The organism is Amycolatopsis sp. NPDC058340, from assembly GCF_042723975.1.
In the GTDB taxonomy this organism is placed as follows: domain Bacteria; phylum Actinomycetota; class Actinomycetes; order Mycobacteriales; family Pseudonocardiaceae; genus Amycolatopsis.
Genome location: NZ_JBHXIB010000004.1, coordinates 101,944 through 120,030 on the forward strand (window position 1 = coordinate 101,944; position 18,087 = coordinate 120,030).

General features: G+C 68.8%; 19 protein-coding genes. 8 read left to right on the forward strand and 11 right to left on the reverse strand.

The window, feature by feature from the left end:
- Positions 1–29: 29 nt before the first annotated feature.
- The 4 genes from ACFWIW_RS07130 to ACFWIW_RS07145 form a co-directional block, all read right to left on the reverse strand.
- Positions 30–1,478, reverse strand: a complete 1,449-nt coding sequence (locus ACFWIW_RS07130; protein WP_378367585.1) for a cellulose binding domain-containing protein — start codon at positions 1,476–1,478, stop codon at positions 30–32.
- Positions 1,475–3,793, reverse strand: coding sequence for a cellulose binding domain-containing protein (locus ACFWIW_RS07135; RefSeq protein ID WP_378367586.1), 2,319 nt, complete (start codon positions 3,791–3,793; stop codon positions 1,475–1,477). Before ACFWIW_RS07135 ends, ACFWIW_RS07130 begins: the two co-directional genes overlap by 4 nt.
- Before the next feature lie 99 nt (positions 3,794–3,892).
- Positions 3,893–4,465 carry an NADPH-dependent FMN reductase gene (locus tag ACFWIW_RS07140; protein ID WP_378367587.1) on the reverse strand — a complete coding sequence of 191 codons (573 nt, stop codon included), beginning with the start codon at positions 4,463–4,465 and terminating at the stop codon, positions 3,893–3,895.
- 25 nt (positions 4,466–4,490) lie between these two features.
- On the reverse strand, positions 4,491–5,675 hold the full coding sequence (locus ACFWIW_RS07145) for an MFS transporter (protein WP_378367588.1): 1,185 nt from the start codon (positions 5,673–5,675) through the stop codon (positions 4,491–4,493).
- A 48-nt stretch (positions 5,676–5,723) separates the two neighbouring features.
- On the opposite strand from ACFWIW_RS07145, the gene ACFWIW_RS07150 reads away from it, so the two are divergent.
- The gene (locus ACFWIW_RS07150; RefSeq protein WP_378367589.1) at positions 5,724–6,713 is read left to right on the forward strand and encodes a DUF5937 family protein; all 990 of its coding nucleotides are present in this window, start codon (positions 5,724–5,726) and stop codon (positions 6,711–6,713) included.
- Here the strand turns inward: ACFWIW_RS07150 and ACFWIW_RS07155 are convergent.
- Positions 6,699–7,064, reverse strand: a complete 366-nt coding sequence (locus tag ACFWIW_RS07155) for an RNA-binding S4 domain-containing protein (RefSeq protein WP_007029562.1) — start codon at positions 7,062–7,064, stop codon at positions 6,699–6,701. The genes ACFWIW_RS07150 and ACFWIW_RS07155 overlap by 15 nt on opposite strands.
- A gap of 173 nt (positions 7,065–7,237) precedes the next feature.
- Between ACFWIW_RS07155 and ACFWIW_RS07160 the strand changes: the two genes are divergently transcribed.
- The gene (locus ACFWIW_RS07160) at positions 7,238–8,779 is read left to right on the forward strand and encodes a GMC oxidoreductase (RefSeq protein ID WP_378367590.1); all 1,542 of its coding nucleotides are present in this window, start codon (positions 7,238–7,240) and stop codon (positions 8,777–8,779) included.
- Positions 8,780–8,821: 42 nt separating this feature from the next.
- Here the strand turns inward: ACFWIW_RS07160 and ACFWIW_RS07165 are convergent, their stop codons facing one another.
- Positions 8,822–9,301, reverse strand: coding sequence for a carboxymuconolactone decarboxylase family protein (locus tag ACFWIW_RS07165; RefSeq protein WP_240598371.1), 480 nt, complete (start codon positions 9,299–9,301; stop codon positions 8,822–8,824).
- Positions 9,298–10,377, reverse strand: a complete 1,080-nt coding sequence (locus ACFWIW_RS07170; RefSeq protein WP_378367591.1) for a dihydrodipicolinate reductase — start codon at positions 10,375–10,377, stop codon at positions 9,298–9,300. The genes ACFWIW_RS07165 and ACFWIW_RS07170 overlap by 4 nt, the downstream gene beginning before the upstream one ends.
- A 376-nt stretch (positions 10,378–10,753) precedes the next feature.
- Between ACFWIW_RS07170 and ACFWIW_RS07175 the strand changes: the two genes are divergently transcribed.
- The 4 genes from ACFWIW_RS07175 to ACFWIW_RS07190 all read left to right on the forward strand — a co-directional run bounded on the left by ACFWIW_RS07175 (position 10,754) and on the right by ACFWIW_RS07190 (position 13,410).
- Positions 10,754–11,911 (forward strand): Cmx/CmrA family chloramphenicol efflux MFS transporter, encoded by a 1,158-nt coding sequence (locus ACFWIW_RS07175; RefSeq protein WP_378367592.1) that lies wholly within the window; start codon positions 10,754–10,756, stop codon positions 11,909–11,911.
- A complete protein-coding gene (locus tag ACFWIW_RS07180) occupies positions 11,902–12,498 on the forward strand; it encodes a formylglycine-generating enzyme family protein (RefSeq protein WP_378367593.1) in 597 nt (198 codons plus the stop codon). The genes ACFWIW_RS07175 and ACFWIW_RS07180 overlap by 10 nt, the downstream gene beginning before the upstream one ends.
- Before the next feature lie 81 nt (positions 12,499–12,579).
- The gene (locus ACFWIW_RS07185) at positions 12,580–12,843 is read left to right on the forward strand and encodes an amphi-Trp domain-containing protein (protein WP_007029555.1); all 264 of its coding nucleotides are present in this window, start codon (positions 12,580–12,582) and stop codon (positions 12,841–12,843) included.
- Positions 12,844–12,918: 75 nt separating this feature from the next.
- Positions 12,919–13,410, forward strand: a complete 492-nt coding sequence (locus ACFWIW_RS07190) for a hypothetical protein (protein WP_378367594.1) — start codon at positions 12,919–12,921, stop codon at positions 13,408–13,410.
- Between the two features lie 35 nt (positions 13,411–13,445).
- Here the strand turns inward: ACFWIW_RS07190 and ACFWIW_RS07195 are convergent, their stop codons facing one another.
- Positions 13,446–14,171 (reverse strand): SDR family oxidoreductase, encoded by a 726-nt coding sequence (locus tag ACFWIW_RS07195; RefSeq protein ID WP_240598367.1) that lies wholly within the window; start codon positions 14,169–14,171, stop codon positions 13,446–13,448.
- Positions 14,172–14,263: 92 nt separating this feature from the next.
- On the opposite strand from ACFWIW_RS07195, the gene ACFWIW_RS07200 reads away from it, so the two are divergent.
- On the forward strand, positions 14,264–14,932 hold the full coding sequence (locus tag ACFWIW_RS07200; protein WP_378367595.1) for a TetR/AcrR family transcriptional regulator: 669 nt from the start codon (positions 14,264–14,266) through the stop codon (positions 14,930–14,932).
- A 1-nt stretch (position 14,933) separates the two neighbouring features.
- On the opposite strand, the gene ACFWIW_RS07205 is transcribed toward ACFWIW_RS07200, so the two are convergent.
- Positions 14,934–15,782, reverse strand: coding sequence for a fructosamine kinase family protein (locus ACFWIW_RS07205; RefSeq protein ID WP_378367596.1), 849 nt, complete (start codon positions 15,780–15,782; stop codon positions 14,934–14,936).
- A 29-nt stretch (positions 15,783–15,811) separates the two neighbouring features.
- The gene (locus ACFWIW_RS07210; RefSeq protein ID WP_378367597.1) at positions 15,812–16,645 is read right to left on the reverse strand and encodes a helix-turn-helix domain-containing protein; all 834 of its coding nucleotides are present in this window, start codon (positions 16,643–16,645) and stop codon (positions 15,812–15,814) included.
- Positions 16,646–16,702: 57 nt separating this feature from the next.
- Here ACFWIW_RS07210 and ACFWIW_RS07215 point away from each other — a divergent pair, with 57 nt between their 5' ends.
- Positions 16,703–17,566, forward strand: coding sequence for an alpha/beta fold hydrolase (locus tag ACFWIW_RS07215; RefSeq protein WP_378367598.1), 864 nt, complete (start codon positions 16,703–16,705; stop codon positions 17,564–17,566).
- Here the strand turns inward: ACFWIW_RS07215 and ACFWIW_RS07220 are convergent.
- On the reverse strand, positions 17,563–17,940 hold the full coding sequence (locus ACFWIW_RS07220) for a hypothetical protein (protein WP_378367599.1): 378 nt from the start codon (positions 17,938–17,940) through the stop codon (positions 17,563–17,565). The two genes, ACFWIW_RS07215 and ACFWIW_RS07220, sit on opposite strands and share 4 nt — an antisense overlap.
- Between the last annotated feature and the right edge of the window lie 147 nt (positions 17,941–18,087).

The following is an 18,087-nucleotide window of genomic DNA, read 5'->3' on the forward strand; positions in this document are numbered from 1 at the left end:
AGCCGCCCCGCTCCCGTCACCGGCGTCCGTCAGGGCGTGACGGGGACGTTGGTCAGCCCGTTCACCGCCCTCGACACGGTGTTGGACGCATAGACGACGTTCGGCCGCTCCGAGCACTTCGACGTCGACGTGATCTTGATGGCGTACTGGCCGACGCCGCCGAGATCGGACTTGTTGTCCCGCCACACGTTCCCGCAGCCGTTCGGGAACGACGGGGTGGTACCGGGATTGTGCGTCTCGTAGCCGTTCGCGAAGGTTCCCGGCGAGGCGAAGGTGCCGGTGTTCCCCTCGATGACGTATCCGAATCCCTTGACGTCGACCCAGGAATCGGCCGAGTTCTGCCCGGAAACCCCTTGACCGTCGAAGGTGTTGCCCCGGATCACGCCGCCCTCGGTGCCCTCCTTGACGTCGATGCCCTCCGCGGCAACGTACGGTCCGATGTGGTTGTTCAGCACCTGGATCCGGTCGCTTCGGTCCACCCCGCCGGAGTTCCCGTGGCAGGCCCAGTTCGAGTTCGCCGAGCCGAGGTAGACGCCCTCGCCGTAACCGGCCTGCACGAGCCCGGTGTGGCTGATCGTCGAATCACGGATGACGCTGTCGGCCGAGGAACGGCGGAAATGCACGGCTTCCTCGTCGATCCGGTGCACCCGCACCCCTTCGATCACGGTGTGGTGCGAGTTGTCGGCGACGATCCCCTTCTTGGCCTCCTGCACGGTGAAGCCCTTGAGGTGCCAGTACGGCGCGCCGTAGAGCCAGAACCCGTACCCGGAATCCCAGCCCGCCGTCGGAGCCGGGCAGGAAGGTGCTTCACCGGACGGGCCGTCGTTGATCAGGACCGCCGTCGACGGTCCGGTCACCGTGATCGGCGCCGCAGCCGTGCCCGGTTTCGTCGCGACGAACGAACCCCGGTAGGTGCCCGCGGCCAGCCGGATGGTCTGGCCAGGGCTCGCCGCGGCCAACGCGGCCCGCAGTTCCGCCGCGGTGCCCACGTCGACGACGTCCCCGGGTGGCACGCTGGTGGTGGTCGTCGGCGGGGTGCTCGTGGTCGGCGACGACGGGGTGGTGGTCGTGGTCGGCGCTCCTCCCCCGCACGGGCCGCCATTGACGGTGCACCCGGTCGGCAGGCCCAGTCCCTTGGTGTTGAAACCGAAGGACACCGTGCCGCCGGGTTTGACCGTACCGTTGAAGGCGGCGTTGGTGACCTTGTAGTGCTGCCCGGTCTTGGTGAGCACCGAGCTCCACGACGTGGTGATCGAGGTGCCCTCGGGAAGATCGAACTCGATCGTCCACTGTGTACTGTTCGCGTCCCCCGCGTTGGTCAGCGTGTACTTACCGCCGTATCCGCTGTCCCAGACCGAGCTTTGGGCGAACGTCGCGGTCAGGCTGGGCGCGGCGGCTTCGGCCGTGACGACCGCCCCGAACAGGCCCGCCGCCGACGCCGTGGCCGCGATCGCGGCGAGCAGTCGTTTCCTCGTCATTCCGTGCCTCCGCATTTCGTTCCGGCGATCGAGCAGGCGAGCGGCAGTCCCTGACCGGCGGCGTTGAAGCCGAACGTCGCCGTGCCGCCGGGTTGGACGCTCCCGTTGTAGGTGGCGTTCCCGAACCGGTAGTGCTGCCCGCTCTTGGTCAGCACCGAACTCCAGGAACTGGTGATCGTCGTCCCGGCGGGCAGGTCGAACTCGACCGCCCACGAACCCACGGACGCCGAACACGTGTTGCTGATCGTGAAGCCGCCGCCGTAGCCGCCGTCCCACACCGACTTCCGGGTGAAGGTCGCGTTCAGGCAGGCACTGGGGTTCTGCGTCGTCGTGGTGGATGTGGTCGTGGTCGGGGTCTGGCTCGTCGAAGAAGACGGCGGCGTCCCGTCGACGGACTTCAGGAACAGCGACGACGCGGCGTCGGTCTTGGTGGCGTCCACCCCGTGCCCGCCGGTGTAGTCCCGCTGCTCGTTCTTCGCCCAGTCGGCGATCGGCGTGCCGCCGATGTCGAGGTGCTTGTACGCGGTGCCGTCCCAGCCGAAGGAGTAAACGCGGTGCCGGTCGGCGTAGAAGTCGTTATACGGGCCGTTGTCCGCGAGTTGTTTGGTCATGGCGTTGTTGAAGAACACGTTTCGGTAGCCGGAGGCACCCGACCACTTGACGGCTTTCTTCCCCGCGCCCCACCAGATCGGGAACCAGTTCGAGTCGTCGGGGCCGCCGCCGCCCTCCTCGCCGCAGTTGGCGCGGCAGTTCCCGGAACGGTGCGCGTACGGGACCTTGACCGTGTTGAGCTCGAAGAGGTTGTTGCGTTCCCAGCCGCCGTGGAGGTTCAGGTCGGAGTCGAACGAGTTGCCGATCACCACGTTGCCCGCGGCGGACCACTGGAAGGTGAAGTGCCGCAACAGGGTCGAGGTGTTGCCCGCGTAGAGCGAATCCCAGACCCGGGAGCCGCGGAAGTAGCCGTTGCCGCCCTTGCCCTTGTTCCACGATCCGTTGAGCTCGTTGTCGACGATCTGGAGGTTCTTCGCCTCCTCGGTGACGATCGGATGCGAGCCGGTCATATCCGCGCGGATCCCGCGGACCCAGGAGTTCGCCGCCCACTTGAACACGATCCCGTGCATTTCCGCGGCGGGCGCCATGTTCCCGTAGTTGTTGTTCGCCTCGGCGGGGTTCAGGCCCGGCATGTCCTGGGTGAAGCCGAGGTTCTCGAACCCGACGCCGAGCACCGGGTCGACCAGCGGTGCCGCCTTGGAGTCGTAGGTGGCGCCGTCGATCGGTGCCGAACCGTCCGAAGTGGAGTTCACCGGCACGTCGTATTCGAGCGGTTTGTCGAGGGTGATCGTGCGCGCCGTGGTGTCGAGCGCCGCGATCGTGAAGATCTGCTGGCGCATGTGCATGTTCAGCAACGGGAACGTGGTCGGCGTCGCCTGCTGCTGCTCGTAGAACTTCCGCGAGTTGGCCGCCCGGATGTTGACCAGGTTCCCGGCGGCGAGCGGGGTCAGCGCACCGCTGCTCGCCAGATGGACGACCTTGTCCCCCATTCGCGCGGCGAACGCGGTGTCACCCGGCTTGCCCCGCAGTTTCACCCCGGCCTTCCAGTGGACGTTGACCGTGCCTTCGAAGATGTCCTTGCGGTTGGCGGGTGCCGCGGCGTGGTCGCTCGCATAGGAGGTGTGCACTCCCCTGGACTGGACCCGGAACAATCCGCGTCCTGGCCACAGCCAGCCGCCCTTGCCCGCGCCCGAGGTCATCCCGTCCTCGTCCCAGTCGGAACCGTCCGGGGTGAGCGTGTCGTAAAGGGTGTTCGCGTCCGGCTTGTAGACGAACTTCGTGGCGTCCTTGCCCGCGCCGCGCAGGATCAGATAGTCGGCGTCGACGTGGATCTCGTGCGTGACGTCGAACCGGCCGGCCGGGAAGGTGATCGTGCTCAGCTTCGTGTAGCTCCCGGACGGCGAGCACGCGCTCTTGATCCCGTCGATCGCCGCCTGGATCCCGTTCGTGTCGTCGGCGCCGTCGTCGGGCTTGACGTTGTACTGGCTCGCCAGTTCGGCCGCGGTGACCTGGCAGGTGGCGCTCGGATTCACTTCACCGGAGCCGGGTAGCGCGGCACCACCGCGATACCCGGCTTTGGACCAGTCGTAGAGGCCGGCGACCGGCGCGCGGCGATTGGCCGCGCCGAGGTCGAGACCGGTCAGCGCGCCTGGCCCCGGCGCGGCGTCCGCCGCTGGGGGCGGTACCTGCAGGAACGCGGCGGTGGCGACCACGGCGGCGACCGCCGGTAGGACGGCACGACGAAGAGGACTTTTTCGGGACACCCGAAACCTCCGTGACGGACTGACGGAAGGTGTTGCGGCGTGTACACCCGGACCCCGTCTTTATAGTTCACGTCCCTGGCGTCCGTCAACGGATGTGAATCATGTCCACGTATGTGAACGGTTGAACGTCGAGACAAGGTTGTGGAAGGCCTCGAGATAGCGACGGAGGAACGCCTCGGTCCCCTCGTCCGTCACCTTGCCGTTGTCCGTGATCAGCCCGTCGGTGTACCTGATGTAGGCCTCGGGCTGGCCCAGCACCGGGGAGTTGGTGAAGGACAGGATGCTCTTCAGATGCTGCTGGGCCACGGCCGTGGAGATGAGACCCGGCGACGCGCCGATCACGGCGGCCGGCTTCCCGTCGAGGGAGTTCGACCCCCACGGCCGGGTCGCCCAGTCGATCGCGTTCTTGAGGGCCCCCGGGATCGAGCGGTTGTACTCCGGCGTGACGAACAAGAGCGCGTCCGATCCCTCGATCGCCCGCTTCAATTCCCGGGCGGCCGGCGGGAAATCCGGGTCGAGGTCGTGATCGTACAACGGGAGGTCGCGGATCGGGATCTCGGTGAACCGCATCGCCTGTGGCGCCAGCCCGACGAGCGCTCCCGCCAGCCGCCGGTTGATCGAGCCTTGCGACAGGCTGCCGACCACGTAGCCGACTTCGTAGGTCATGCTCATTGCCTTTCTCGTTGTTTTCCGCGAATCAGAGGAAGGAGGCCCGGCGCCGCACCGGGCCGCCCAAGGCCGTGGCGCCGAACGCCGCGGCCAAGCCCACCAGGCCGACGCCGCCCCAGAGCGCGCCAGGTCCGAAGGGCAGCAGGAAGGAGCCGAGCACCGGGGCGAGAACCGCGCCCACCGACCAGCTCATTCCGGAAAGTCCGGCGTACGTGCCCTGCAACGCGGGCGGGGACAGGAGGGACACGATGGTCGGGATCGAGCCCGCGACCGCGATCTCCCCCGCCGTCCAGATCACCACCGTGGCCGCGAGCCCTTTCGCGTCGTGCACGAACGCGGTCAGCGCGAACCCCGTGGCCACGACGGCCGTCCCGGCCGCCAGGACCCGGTTGGGATCGAGGCGCGAGAGCCGTTCCCCGACCAAGGGCTGCACGGCGACGATCAGAACGCCGTTGAGCGCCATGACCAGTCCGAAGTGGACACCGGTGATCCCCTGCCCGGCCATGGCGAGCGGCAGGGTCGTGAACGCCTGGGCGTACATGGCGCCGTAGGCCGTCGTCACGACGCAGAAGGCGAGCATCGGCGGGTCACGGAGCACCAGTCGCCAGGCACCGCTCGCCGCCGCCGCGGGCCTGGATTCCGGCACCGCCCGCCACACGAGCACCGCGAAGGCGACGGCGACGGCGGCGTTGACGCCGAACATCGCCGTGGGGCCGCGGTCGGCGAACCAGCCGCCCGCCACCATCGCGACGGCGTAACCGAGGTTCACGCCCCAGAAGAGCAGGCCGTACGCCCGCGGCCGGACCGAGGGCGGGACGAGGTCGGCCACCATGGCCTGCGACGCGGGACGGTAGGACTCGATGGTCAGCCCGAGCAGGAACGCCGTCACGGCCACGAGCGCGAACCCGGTCGCCGCACCCATCAGGACCATCGACGCCGAGGTCGCGAGCATGCCGCCGGTCAGGGTCACCCGGCGGCCGAAGCGATCGGCGAGCCGGCCCGCCACCATGTGCGAGAGCACCGAGCCGACCCCGAACACGGCCATCACGGCGCCGGTCTCGCCGATCTCGAAGCCCTGTACGCGGGTCAGGTAGACGGACAGGAACGGCTGCACCATCGCACCGGCACGGTTGACGAGGACACCCAGCCACAGCATCCAGAACGGACGCGGAAGCGACAGCGGCCCGGCCGCCGGAGAGGTGAGGGTGATCATGCGGTCCATCGTTGACCGGAGGTTCCGGAGCCGATAAACGTTTCAGTTGTGCCTGAATCCTCGTGGGCGGAGTTCGACTTCACCTCCAGCGACCTCGCCCGGCTGCGCTTCGCGTTCTCCCCCGCTTCCGAAGCGATCGCGAGCCTGCGGCTGCTCCAGGACCCCGGACGGCACGCCGTACACCTGCCCTGGATCCGCGCCGTCCGGCCGCTCCTGCGTGAACTCGACCTGCGCCTGCTCTTCGCGCTGGTCCCGCTCGGTGCCTACTTCGCGGATTTCCTGACCCCGCCACCGGCGAGCCCGGTCCCCGACATCGACGCCGAACTCGACCGGATCACCCGCGCCGATCTCGGCGAAGCCGTCGCGGAGGCATCCCGGGTCCCCGCCGCGGCGACCGACGTCGTGCAGCGGTTCCTCGCCGACCCCGCCGCCGGGGTCGCGCGGGCGGCGGAGGAGCTCCGGCTCTACTGGGACACGGCGCTGGCCAGGTTCTGGCCGCAGATCCGCGGCCTGTTCGAAGCGGAGATCCTCCGCCGCTCACGCCAGCTGGCCCGCGACGGGGCCGGTGCGCTGTTCAACGATCTGCATCCGAACATCTCCTGGGACGACGGACGGCTGAAAGTGCGCACCCGCGCGTGGCAGCGCCGCGGGCCGCTCGGCGGGGACGGCCTGATCCTGATCCCCAGCGTCTTCCACTGGCCCGACACCGCGGTGATGGCCGAGCCGTATCAGCCGAATCTCGTCTACCCCGCGCCCGGTGTCGCCACCGTGTGGGCGCGCGACGTCGTCCCGACCACCGGCGCCCTCGACGCTTTGATCGGCCGGACCCGGGCCCGCGTCCTCGTGGCCCTGTCCGAGAGCGTGACGACGACCGCGCTGGGCCGACGGCTGTCGATGGCGCCCGGCGCGGTAAGCCAGCATCTGAAGGTCTTGCACGACAATGGGCTGATCACCCGGCATCGCACCGGCCGGGAGGTCTTCTACGCGCGCTCGGCGCTCGGTGACACCTTGTGCGCCAACGGGTCAGCGCTCACCTGAGCGGAACCGGTCGAGCACGCGGCGTTCCCGTTTGGTCGGGCGCCCCGCGCCGCGCTCCCGCCGCGCGACCGGCACGGCGGCCTCGGGTGGCGGTGCGGGAGTCCGGTCGATGAAACAGGTCGCCGCGTCGGCGGCACCGACCCGCTTCTGGATCACCCGCGTCACTTCCAAGATCCGCGTCGTGTCGTGCACCCGCGCACGGACCTCGTCACCCGCCACGACGGTGGTCGCGGGTTTGGCCGGTTTGCCGTTCACGCGGACATGGCCGCCACGGCACGCCGCTGCGGCGTCCGGACGCGTTTTGGTCAGCCGGACGGCCCACAGCCAGCGATCAACTCGAGTGGACTCCACAGCAGTACATAGTGGCCTATCGGCCGTCTTTATTGCCACTCGGTATAGACGCAGGTATAACTTGTTCTAAATCCCTCAACGGTGAGGAAGATCACGTGAGCGACGAAACCATGTGGAGAAGCGCTTCCGGACAGTTATCCCGTCGCCTCTTTATCACTGGAACTGGTTCTATCTTGGGGGCGGCCGCCCTCGGCGGGACCGCTTCCGCGAAAAGTTCGATCGCCGACGCCGCCCGAATCCCGGCGCTCGTCGTCGGTTCCGGATACGGCGGCTGTGTCGCCGCGCTCCGGCTCGCCGAAGCCGGCGTCGACGTCCATCTCGTCGAGCTCGGCATGGCATGGGACACCCCGGGCACGGACGGCAAGATCTTCGCCAACACCACCAAGCCCGACTATCGTTCCTTCTGGCTGCGAACGAGGACCAAGCAGCCGTTGAGCAACTTCCTCGGCTTCCCGCTGGACAAGGACGTCCCTCGCCACACCGGGATCCTCGACGCCGAAGAGTTCGGTGGCATCACCGTCTACCAGGGCCGCGGCGTCGGCGGCGGCTCACTGGTGAACGGCGGCATGGCCGTCACGCCGAAACGCGAGAACTTCGCTTCGGTCCTGCCCACGGTCGACGCGGACGAGATGTACGGCGTCTACTATCCGCGCGCCAACGCGGGTCTCGGCGTCGCCACCATCGACCCGGACTGGTTCGAGACCGCCGAGTGCTACCAGTACGCGCGGGTCGGCCGGAAACACGCGCAGCGGTCCGGTTTCCCGTTCCTGTTCGTCCCGGACGTGTACGACTGGGACTACATGAAGAAGGAACAGGCTGGCACGGTGCCGAGGTCCGCGCTGGCCGGAGAGATCCTCTACGGCAACAACGCGGGCAAGAAGTCGTTGCAGCAGACCTATCTCCCGCGGATCAAGGCGACAGGGCGGGTGACGATCTCGGCGCTGCACCGCGTCACGTCGGTCACGCCCGCGTCCGGCGGCGGCTACACCGTGACGATGGAGCAGCTCGACACCGGCGGCACGGTGACGGCGACCAAGTCGGTCACCGCCGACAAGGTGTTCTTCGCGGCCGGAAGCGTCGGCACGAGCAAGCTACTGGTCAAGCTCAAGGCCACCGGCGCGCTGCCCAACCTTAGCGGCGAAGTCGGAAAAGGCTGGGGCGACAACGGGAACGTCATGTGCGGCCGGGCCAACCACATGTGGGACGCCACCGGGGCACTGCAGTCGTCCATCCCCACCGCGGGGATCGACAACTGGGCGGCCGGCGGCGCGTTCGCGGAGGCCGCGCCACTGCCGACCGGTATCGAGACCTACGCCTCGTTCTACCTGTCGATCACCAAGAACCCCCACCGCGCGACGTTCTCCTGGAACCCGAGCGCGAACAAGGTCGACCTGAACTGGCAGACCGCCTGGAAACAGCCGTCGATCGAGATGGCGAAGACGATCTTCGACAAGATCAACGCCAAGGAAGGCACCATCTACCGGACCGACCTCTTCGGCACGTACAAGATCTGGGGCGACCATCTCACCTACCACCCGCTCGGCGGCGCGGTGCTCGGCAAGGCGACCGACAATTACGGCAGGCTCCACGGATATCCGGGCCTTTACGTGATCGACGGCGCGTTGATTCCGGGCAATACGTCGGTGAACCCGTTCGTCACCATTACCGCGCTCGCGGAACGGAACATCGAAAAGATCGTCGCCACCGATCTGTGACGACGATCGAAGAAAGGCCGGGGCCGCCACCCCGGCCTTTTCTCACAGCTTCGGAAGAACGCAGACGGTGTCGATGCCCAAAACGTGGTTCAGCCGCCCGAAGGCGAGCCAGGAACCGATGCTCATGCTCAATTCGACGATCTCCTTCTGGCTGTAGTGTTCGGCCATCCGCTTCCAGAATTCGTCGTCGATACCGTGGTGGTCGAGCGCGTAGCGTTCCGCGTACTCGGCCGCCAGCCTGGTCCGCTCGTCGAACGCGTCCGTGGTGCGCCACTCGGTCACCGCGTCGGCGAACTCCTCCTCGACCTTCACCCCGTCGCGTTCGGTCCGCCAGTCCAGGCAGAAGACGCAGCCGTTGATCTGCGCGATCCGCAGCCTGGCCGCCTCGAACTCGCGCAGCCCCAGCGTGGTGTGCGAGTACACCGCGAGCGAGAGATTCGAGGCCGCGACACCGATCCCGGGCACCATCTCGCCCCAGACGTAGCCGATCGGGTCCTTGCCCTCGGGAATGTCGATGTTCATCGCGCGCTCCTTCCGAGCTTGCCGGTGGCCGGTCGCAACGGGACGTCGAGTGCGTCGTAGAGGCCCGGTTTCGCGTCCACGAGCCAGTCGATGGCGCCGACCAGCCTGCCGACCGCGGTCGCGTTGCCGCCGGCGGACCGGTTCTCGCCCTCGTCGGTGGCCTCGACCGAGACCTCGATCCTGGGACGGCCTTCGATGATCACCTTGTGCGCCCCGTCGCCGCTGGGCGGCATCGGCCAGTCCGGCGCGCACGAGGCATGGATCCGGGTGACGTGCTCGATGACGATGCGGGGTTCGCCGTCCACGATCCCCTGCACTTCGAAGCGGACGGCGCCCTGTGTCCCCGCTTCGAACTCGCCCATCGCCCGTGTGGTCACGGTTTCCTCGAGCGGGCGGCGGTCGAGCGTCTCCCGGATCTCGTCCAGTTCGACACCGAGACCGCGGGCGATGAGCCGCACCTGCCCGCCCCACACCATCGTGGGTACCGACGGGGCCAGCATCGGCGGCTGATAGTCCATCGGCTGCCCCATCCCGACCAGATAGCGGACGGAATCCGGCTGGTCGTAGGTGGAGTAGTCGAAGATCTCCTGGCAGCGGACCGCGTCCACGGTGGTGCCGAGCCCGCTGATCAGCAACGGCAGGATGTCGTTGCCCCAGCCGGGATCCACGCCGGAGACGAACAGCGAACCGCCGCCCTCCGCGATCGCCGCGAGCACCGGCTCACGCAGTTCGTCCGGCGCGTTGCGCTGGTCGTACAGCGCGTAGAGCGCGGGTGTCACCACCACCGCCCCGGCCCGGACCGCGCGGACGATGTCGGCCAGCGCTTCGGCGGGCCGGATGTCACCGGACGCCGCGTACACCACCGCCCGCGGACCCGCCGCGAAAACCGCTTCGACGTCATCGGTCGCCGCCACGCCCAGTTCGCCGTCGATCCCCGCGAGCGCGGCCGCGTCGCGGCCCACCTTCGCGGGATCGTGCACGACCACTCCGGTGAGTTCCAGCGCCGGATGCGCGTCGACGGCCCGGATGGAGGCACGGCCGATGTTTCCGGTACCCCAGACGACCGTGGGAATCATGAAGTCGAGGTTAACCGAATCCAAGTTCGGTTCCCAGTACCGAAACAATCACGAAAACCGCAGGTCAGAGCGCATTACTCGGATTCATTCGAGCGGGCAACGAAAGCGTTCCGGTGCGCGGAACGGGCACCGTTTTCTCCGGTGAGCGGCGATACCCGTTGGACCGGTCGCGCGGAGTCTGTGTAGTGTGCGCTCTCGTGACGAGCCCCGAGTCGGACAGAACCCCGCCGCCGGTCATCCGGCGGCGAGTCGTCGTGTCCTGCCGTTAGGCCCGCTCGCCTCCCGGTGACCGGAGCGCTGTTCCGTGCGCCCGGCCGGGTTCCCTCCTGTCCAGCGCACGGCTCCTCCTGTTCACGTTTCTCTTGGGAGTCGTCCGTTGCCCCTGTTCGTCTATGTCCTCGGCCTTGCCGTTTTCGCGCAAGGCACCTCGGAATTCATGGCCTCCGGTCTCGTGCCGGGGATCGCCGGTGAGCTGTCCGTCCCGGTGGGCGCGGCCGCCGCGCTGACGTCCGCCTACGCCGTCGGAATGATCGTCGGCGCTCCCGCGATGGCCGTGCTCAGCGCGCGCTGGCCCCGGCGCCGAGCGTTGGCCGGGTTCCTGGCCGCCTTCGTCGTCGTGCATGTCGTTGGCGCCGTCACGACGAGCTTCCCGCTGCTGTTCGGCACGCGGATCGTCGCGGCGGTGGTCAACGCCGGATTCCTCGCCGTGGCGATGCCGGTCGCGGCCGCTCTCGCACCAGAAGGCAAACAAGCGCGGGCGACCGCGATCCTGTTGGCGGGTATCACGTTGTCGTGTGTCGCCGGGGTGCCCGCGGGCGCCGTGCTGGGTGATCTCGCGGGCTGGCGGTCCGCGTTCTGGGCGGTCGCCGCGCTCTGCCTTCCCGCGCTGGTACTGGTGTTCCGTTCGGCACCGGCCGACGCGGCGAGTCCGCCCGAAGTCTCGATCAGGCGGGAACTACGCGAACTGAAATCACCGCCCGTGCGACACGCGATGCTGCTCGGCGCGTTGGTCAACGGCGCGACCTTCACGACGTTCGCCTTTCTCGCCGTCATCGCGACGGACGTCGCCCACCTTCCCGCCGGAGCGGTTTCCGGTCTGCTGGCGGCGTTCGGTGTCGGCGCGTTCCTCGGTGTCACGGTGGCGGGGCGCAAGGGGAACGGCGAGCTCCGACGCGGTCTGATCCTCGGATTGTGCGCCCTGCCGGTCGGCTGGGCGGCGCTGGCCGCGACCGGCACGCAGCCGATCGCGTTGTTCGTCCTGGCGACCGTCCAAGGTGGACTGTCGTTCGGCTGCGGTTCCGCCCTCATCGCGCGGGTCATGCGCGTGGCCCCCGGAGCCCCGGCCCTGGGCGGTTCGTTCGCGACGGTCGCGTTCAACGTCGGCGCGTTCCTGGGCCCGGTGCTCGCCGGGTTCGTCACGGAGGCGACCGGTGACTACCGGGACGCCGTCTGGATCAGCGCGGCGGTCGCCGTTGCCGCGCTTCCGCTCGTGCTGCGGCGAGGGTGGGTAACATCGGCCGGACCATGGAGATGATCACCGTCCCGGCGGGCCGGGCGACGCTGGCGGACCGCCGGACGCGGCGGAGCTGGACCGTCGATGTCGCGTCCTTCCGGCTCGCCCCGGTTCCGGTCACCCGGGAGACCGGCAGGCTGCCGCTCGTCGATGTCTCCTGGCAGGACGCCCTTCTGTTCTGCAACACGCTGTCCGAACGCGAGGGCCTGACTCCCGTCTACGAGCCGGCTTCCCCGGCCTGGGACCGGTCCGCGAACGGCTACCGGCTGCCCACCGAAGCGGAATGGGAACACGCCTGCCGGGCCGGCACGACCGGTCCCCGCTACGGGCCGCTCGACGAGATCGCCTGGTACCGCGAGAACTCGGCGGAGTCCGTGCACGACGTCGGCGGGAAGAAGCCCAACGCGTGGGGTCTGCACGACATGCTCGGCAACGTCTGGGAGTGGTGCTGGGACGTGTACGACGCCGAGGTGTACGGCGAGTACCGGGTCTTGAAGGGCGGTGGCTGGTTCGACGAGCAGTGGAGCTGCCGGGCCTCCGTGCGGCGCCGCAGCCACCCCACCTTCCGCGTCGACGACGTCGGCTTCCGCCTGGCCAGGTCACTGTGACCCCGCCCGCGACGCCCGTTGATCACCCGATTGAATGAAGCCAGGACACCCGGCCGGGGTGTCGTACCTCTGGAGGAAACCGTGACCGGAACCGCTCCCCGAGACGTCGAACGCGTCTACTCCACCGCCGACGTCGTCGCGAAACTGCGCAGGCTCGCCGACGCGCTCGAGTCCGAGACCTCGTTCCGCATCCAGATCGCCGGGGAACGGTTCCGCGTCCCCGCCCGCGCTCAGTTCTCGATCGAGCACGAACGCGGTGACGGCGAGGAAGAGGTCGAGTTCCAGCTGAAGTGGAAGATCGAGGAGACCGACTCGGACGACGAGTCCGAAGGCACCGTCGTCTGATCTTCTGTCCACAAAGGACCGGGCGGGCTCGTATCTCGTTGGCGAGCCCGCCCTGTTCTTCAGTACCGTTCGCTCGTGACCAAGCGCTATGACCGCCGTACGTTCGCTCTCGCGTACCTCGCGGCCCAGCCTGAGTACTCGCACGGGTTCAGCGACGACGTGTGCGAGTTCAACGACGCCCTCAAGGCTTATCGGGAACGACTGCTCAAGGGGCTGGAGTCCCTCTTCGGTCTCGAGCTGACCCGGGACGGCATCTCCGGCAGGACCGACGGCTCGGTCTTGTTCATGCTGTTCACCAGCGCCGCCCGGAAGCATCTGGAAATGAAGGCATCGGGCTTCCTCGAAGGCGGATTGCTCGTCAAGGTGCTGGAACGGGCCGGACAGGACGGGCCCGTGCTCGCGTCGATGAGCCGGAGCAACGAACTGCGAGACAGGCTGTGTGAGTCCTACGTCGACACGATGGAACTGGTGCTCGGCATCCTGCTCGGCGAGCGGGCGGACGCTGTGTTCACCTCCGACGACCTTCGCGGGATCGGGGTGGACGACACCGAGCCTCGTGAGTGGTAAGGACGGTTCTAACCGTCCTTACCACTCACGAGGCGTCAGACGATGCCGCCGTTGGCGCGAAGGACCTGCCCGTTGACCCACCGCGCCGGACCGGCGAGGAACGAGACGACCTCGGCGATGTCGGACGGGGTGCCGAGGCGTTCGAGCGGGGGCTGCGCCGCCATGCTCGCGATGGTCGCCTCGTCCTTGCCGTCGAGGAACAGCGCCGTGGCGGTCGGGCCGGGGGCGACCGCGTTCACGGTGATGTCGCGGCCGCGCAGTTCGCGGGCGAGGACCAGGGTGACGGCCTCGACCGCGCCCTTCGTGGCGGCGTAGGCGGCGTATCCCGGCAGGGCGAGGCCGAGCACCGACGTGGAGAAGTTGATGATCGCGCCGCCGTCGCGCACACGGCGCGCGGCCTGCTGATCGACCACGAAGGTGCCGCGGATGTTGGTGCGGTGCAACCGGTCCAGCCGATCGAGATCCAATTCCGCCACCGGCGCGAGGTACATGATGCCCGCGGCGTGGACCACGACGTCGACCCCGCCGAAGGTCTTCTCCGCGGTGTCGAACACGGCCGCGACGGCCTGCTCGTCGGCGACGTCGGCCTGGGCCGCGATCGCCTGACCTCCGGCGGCCGTGATCGCGTCGACCGCGGCCTGCGCCTCGTCCTTGTTGCCGCCGTATACGACGACGACCGCGAACCCGTCGGACGCGAGCCGCTCGGCGGACTCCCTGCCGATGCCCCGCGACCCGCCGGTGACGATCGCTACGCGTGCCATGACTTGCTCCCATCAGGTGTTTCCGCCGCTAACGAGATCACAGTATCACCGATATCGAACCGCCGCTAACGGCAAGGTGTTATCGTCGATACATGACGACCCGAGACCGGTTGATCCACGCCGCGGCGGAGCTTCTGCGGGAAGGCGGGCGCGAAGCGTTGTCAACGCGTGCGGTCAGCGCCGCCGCCGGAGTGCAGGCACCGACGCTCTACCGGACCTTCGGCGACAAGGACGGCCTGCTCGACGCCGTCGCGACGTACGGCTTCAAGAGCTACTTGGAGGGGAAGCAAGCCCTCGGCGAGACCGACGACCCGGTGGGCGACCTGCGGCGAGGCTGGGACCTGCATGTCGAGTTCGGGCTGCGGCAGCCCGCCTTCTACATGCTCATGTACGGCGAGCCCCGTGTCCGCGAAGCCCGCCGGGAGGCGGACGCGATCCTCCGCCGGATCGTCGGACGCATCGCCGAGGCAGGCAGGCTGCGTGTCCCGGTCGAACAGGCCGCCCAGCTGGTGCACGCGACCGGGATGGGCGTGATCCTCTCGTACCTCGCCAGCCCGCCAGAGCACCGCGACCCGGACCTGATCGTCGCCGCGCGCGAACACGTCATCGCGGCCATCACCACCGACAGCGCGGACACGACGTCGGACATCCCCAGCCGCGCGATCGCGCTCAAAGCCGCACTGGAGAAGGAACCCGGGGACGTGCTGACCGCGGCCGAGCACGCGATGCTCGCCGAATGGCTCGACCGCCTCGCGCGGTGACCTACCGGCCGACGGCCTTCGCCGCCGCGACCGCCTGCCCGGCGTAGGACCGTCCGAAAAGGACGGTGTGGACCAGGAGCGGGAACAGCTGGTGCGCGCCGATCCGATCGGTCCAGCCGTCGGCGAGCGGGGCGACCTCCTGGTACGCGGCGAGCACTCGGTCGAGCAACGGACAGCCGAACAACTGCAGCATGGCGAGATCGGTTTCACGGTGGCCACCGTGCGCCGCCGGATCGATGAGCGAGGCTTCGACGGGGCCCCACAGCACGTTGCCGTTCCACAGATCGCCGTGCAGGCGCGCCGGAGGTTCGGCCACCTCCGGGAGCCGCGTGCAGGCCCGCTCGATGACAGCGGCCTCGTCGGTGGTCAAAGTGCCCTCGTCGACCGCGCGGCGGACATAGGGCAGGACCCGGTGTTCGGCGTACCACCGCGGCCAGTCCTCCCCTGGCATGTTCTTCATCGGAGCCAGGCCGATCCACGCTTCGACGGGCCCATCCGGCGGCGCCGCGCCGAACGCGGGCGCACCCGCCGCGTGCAGCGCCGCGAGCCCTCGCCCCAGCCGCTCCGCCGCGTGATACGTCGGGCGTCCCCCGCCGACGAGGTCCGTGACCAGCCACTCGTCGTCATGGCCACGAACTCCGGGCACCCGCACGGCGCCTGCCTCGCCCAGCCATCGCAGGCCCGCGGCCTCCGCGGGTGTCGCGTTCCGGGCGTGGCCGCGTTTGACGACCACGGTGTCGCCGCTGTCCAGCACCACTTCGGTCACCCCGCCCGAGAGGCTTCTCTGCTCGGAGACGGAGCGTCCGGTGATCCTCGTGGCAGCCTCGGCAGGCGGCGAAACCTGGGTCATGTCCGCAACCTACCGCCGCCGTCGCAGGGTTACGAAAGCGCCGATTCACATGACGGGACGAACAGCCCCGCCGGTTTCCCGACCTCGGTGGGGCTGTACCCGGTCAACGCCCGGAACTCCCGGACGAGATGTGCCTGGTCGCTGTAGCCGCCCACGTGCGCGATCTCGGCCCACGGCAGGGAGGACGAACGGCTCACCAGCGCCAGCACGCGATTGAGCCGGGCGATCCGCCCGGCCGTGCGGGGATTCAGGCCGATCTGCTCACGGAACCGGGCGTTGAGATGCTGCCTGCTCCAGCCGATCTCGTCCGCCAGTGCGTCGACACGGACCGGGCCGGCCGAGAGCCGGTCCCACGCGTGCCGGACGGAGGCGGCCAGCGCGGGGCCGCGAGCAAGCTTCGCCGCGAGATACTCGTCGAGCAGCCGGAACCTTTCCGGCCAGTCCGCCGCCTCGGCCAGCCGTTCGGTCAACGCCTCGGCCGGCAGCAGTTCGGACGCCGCGACCACCGAATTCGTCAGCTCTCGCAACGGGATCCCGAACAACGCGTACGAACCGAGCGGGGTCAGGCTGACGACGATCCCGCGCGAAGCCCCGGCCTGTTCGACGCGCAACGGCCGGTCCCGCAGGCCCAGCACGGGCGAATCGGGAACCTCGGCGTCACGGACCGGAGCTTCGAGGTCGATCACCCAGGTGAGCACGGACAACGGGGTGATCCGCCAGGAGTTCGCCCCCGCGTCGGGAAGGTCGTGCGCGACGTAGCTCGACACATGGGCGGCCAGCGCGGGATGAGGCCACCTGAGCACCCGCTCGCCGGGCGCGCGGACGATGTCCCGCCGCGGCACCACGAGACCCCACCCGCCCATGCCTTCACCTTACTTTCGTTCAAGACCGGAAACGCGGCTCCGCCTAGCGTCCCGTTCATGCGGAAAATCGGGGGTTTCAGGAATCCGGCGGCCGAGAAGCGCTACTTCGCCGCCTATGACCGTGCAATGGCCGAGTGCCCGGAGCCGGACGCGGTCTTCGACGTCGAGACCCACCACGGCACCACGCGGGTCTACCGCTATGGCGAGGGTGGCAGTCCGATCGTCCTCTTGCCGGGACTCATGGCCACGTCAGCCTGTTTCGCGGCGTTGATCCCCGCGTTGGCGGAGCGGCACCCGGTCTACGCGATCGACACCCTCGGTGAGGCCGGCCGAAGCGTGCACAAGGTCCCTTTCGAAGACCTCCGTGACCGGGCGAGCGCTCTCGACGCCGTCTTCGAGAACCTGGCGCTGACCGAGGTGCGTCTCGTGGGCGGATCGACCGGCGGCTGGCACGCGGTCAACCAGGCGATCCACGCGCCCGGAAGGCTCGCGTCCATCGGGTTGCTGGACGCCACCACCGTTTCGGCGCCGTTCTCCCGGCGCGTGTTCTGGTACGGCTTGCCCGTGGCCGTACTCGACAACGACCGCCTGTGGCGCCGGTTCCTGGCGTGGACCGCCGGCGAGGACGTCTTCGACCAGCCCGCCGCGCGGCTCATTCTCGCCGGGATCCGGTGCTATCGCGCCCGGGTGCCGTTCCAGGTCCGTCCGAGTGACGACGCGTTGCGGTCCATCGAAGTACCCACGCTCGCCCTGTTCGGCGGACGCAGCGTCGTACACGATCCGGTCGCCGCCGCCGCACGACTCGAAAGCCTGATCCCCCATGCCGACGTCGAGGTCCTGCCGGACGCCGGTCACTATCTCCATCTCCGCCCCCAGGATCGCGACCTGATCATCGAGCGCGTCCTCGAATGGGCCGGTTAGGCGGCCCGCGCACCGAAACGGCGGCGTGCGGCGGCCAAACTGGCCCGGCACGCGGCGATCAGCCGGGCTGAGGCGGCGCTTTCGCCGTGGCCGCACCGGGGGCAGTACATCGTGACGTCGCCGGACAGTTCGTCGATGGAGACGGTCAACGCGGTCGCGCACGAACGGCACCAGCGGTGCCGCGTGATCGGGTTGACGTGCAGCGGCGAAGCCACGCACTGGTGGATCCAGCGGCCGTGCACGTGGCAGGTCAGGCGGTCGTCCGGGGACAGACGGCCGACGTCTTCCGCGTCGTCCTCCATCGCCAGCAGAACCGGCAGGGTGCGGCTCACCGGGTTCAGCCGCGTGGTCGAGGCCAGTGTCGTGGTGTTCATCGCTTTCTCCTTCCGGCTCTTATCAGGACGTCGAACAGGAAGTGCCAGATACGACACGGCCGGGCATCTTTTCCCGAAGAGCTCCCCCTCGCGGGTGAATTGATCTTGGTCGAATCCGAACCGTTACCCCATTCGGGTTAATGGCGC

What these genes read in the sequence shown, in the direction of transcription:
- ACFWIW_RS07215 (WP_378367598.1), top strand. Translation starts at nt 16,703, where the DNA reads ATGCGGAAAATCGGGGGTTTCAGGAATCCGGCGGCCGAGAAGCGCTAC.
- ACFWIW_RS07205 (WP_378367596.1), bottom strand. Translation starts at nt 15,782, where the DNA reads ATGACCCAGGTTTCGCCGCCTGCCGAGGCTGCCACGAGGATCACCGGA.
- ACFWIW_RS07140 (WP_378367587.1), bottom strand. Translation starts at nt 4,465, where the DNA reads ATGAGCATGACCTACGAAGTCGGCTACGTGGTCGGCAGCCTGTCGCAA.
- ACFWIW_RS07180 (WP_378367593.1), top strand. Translation starts at nt 11,902, where the DNA reads ATGGAGATGATCACCGTCCCGGCGGGCCGGGCGACGCTGGCGGACCGC.
- ACFWIW_RS07200 (WP_378367595.1), top strand. Translation starts at nt 14,264, where the DNA reads ATGACGACCCGAGACCGGTTGATCCACGCCGCGGCGGAGCTTCTGCGG.
- ACFWIW_RS07165 (WP_240598371.1), bottom strand. Translation starts at nt 9,301, where the DNA reads ATGAACATCGACATTCCCGAGGGCAAGGACCCGATCGGCTACGTCTGG.
- ACFWIW_RS07130 (WP_378367585.1), bottom strand. Translation starts at nt 1,478, where the DNA reads ATGACGAGGAAACGACTGCTCGCCGCGATCGCGGCCACGGCGTCGGCG.
- ACFWIW_RS07220 (WP_378367599.1), bottom strand. Translation starts at nt 17,940, where the DNA reads ATGAACACCACGACACTGGCCTCGACCACGCGGCTGAACCCGGTGAGC.
- ACFWIW_RS07195 (WP_240598367.1), bottom strand. Translation starts at nt 14,171, where the DNA reads ATGGCACGCGTAGCGATCGTCACCGGCGGGTCGCGGGGCATCGGCAGG.
- ACFWIW_RS07145 (WP_378367588.1), bottom strand. Translation starts at nt 5,675, where the DNA reads ATGATCACCCTCACCTCTCCGGCGGCCGGGCCGCTGTCGCTTCCGCGT.
- ACFWIW_RS07170 (WP_378367591.1), bottom strand. Translation starts at nt 10,377, where the DNA reads ATGATTCCCACGGTCGTCTGGGGTACCGGAAACATCGGCCGTGCCTCC.
- ACFWIW_RS07210 (WP_378367597.1), bottom strand. Translation starts at nt 16,645, where the DNA reads ATGGGCGGGTGGGGTCTCGTGGTGCCGCGGCGGGACATCGTCCGCGCG.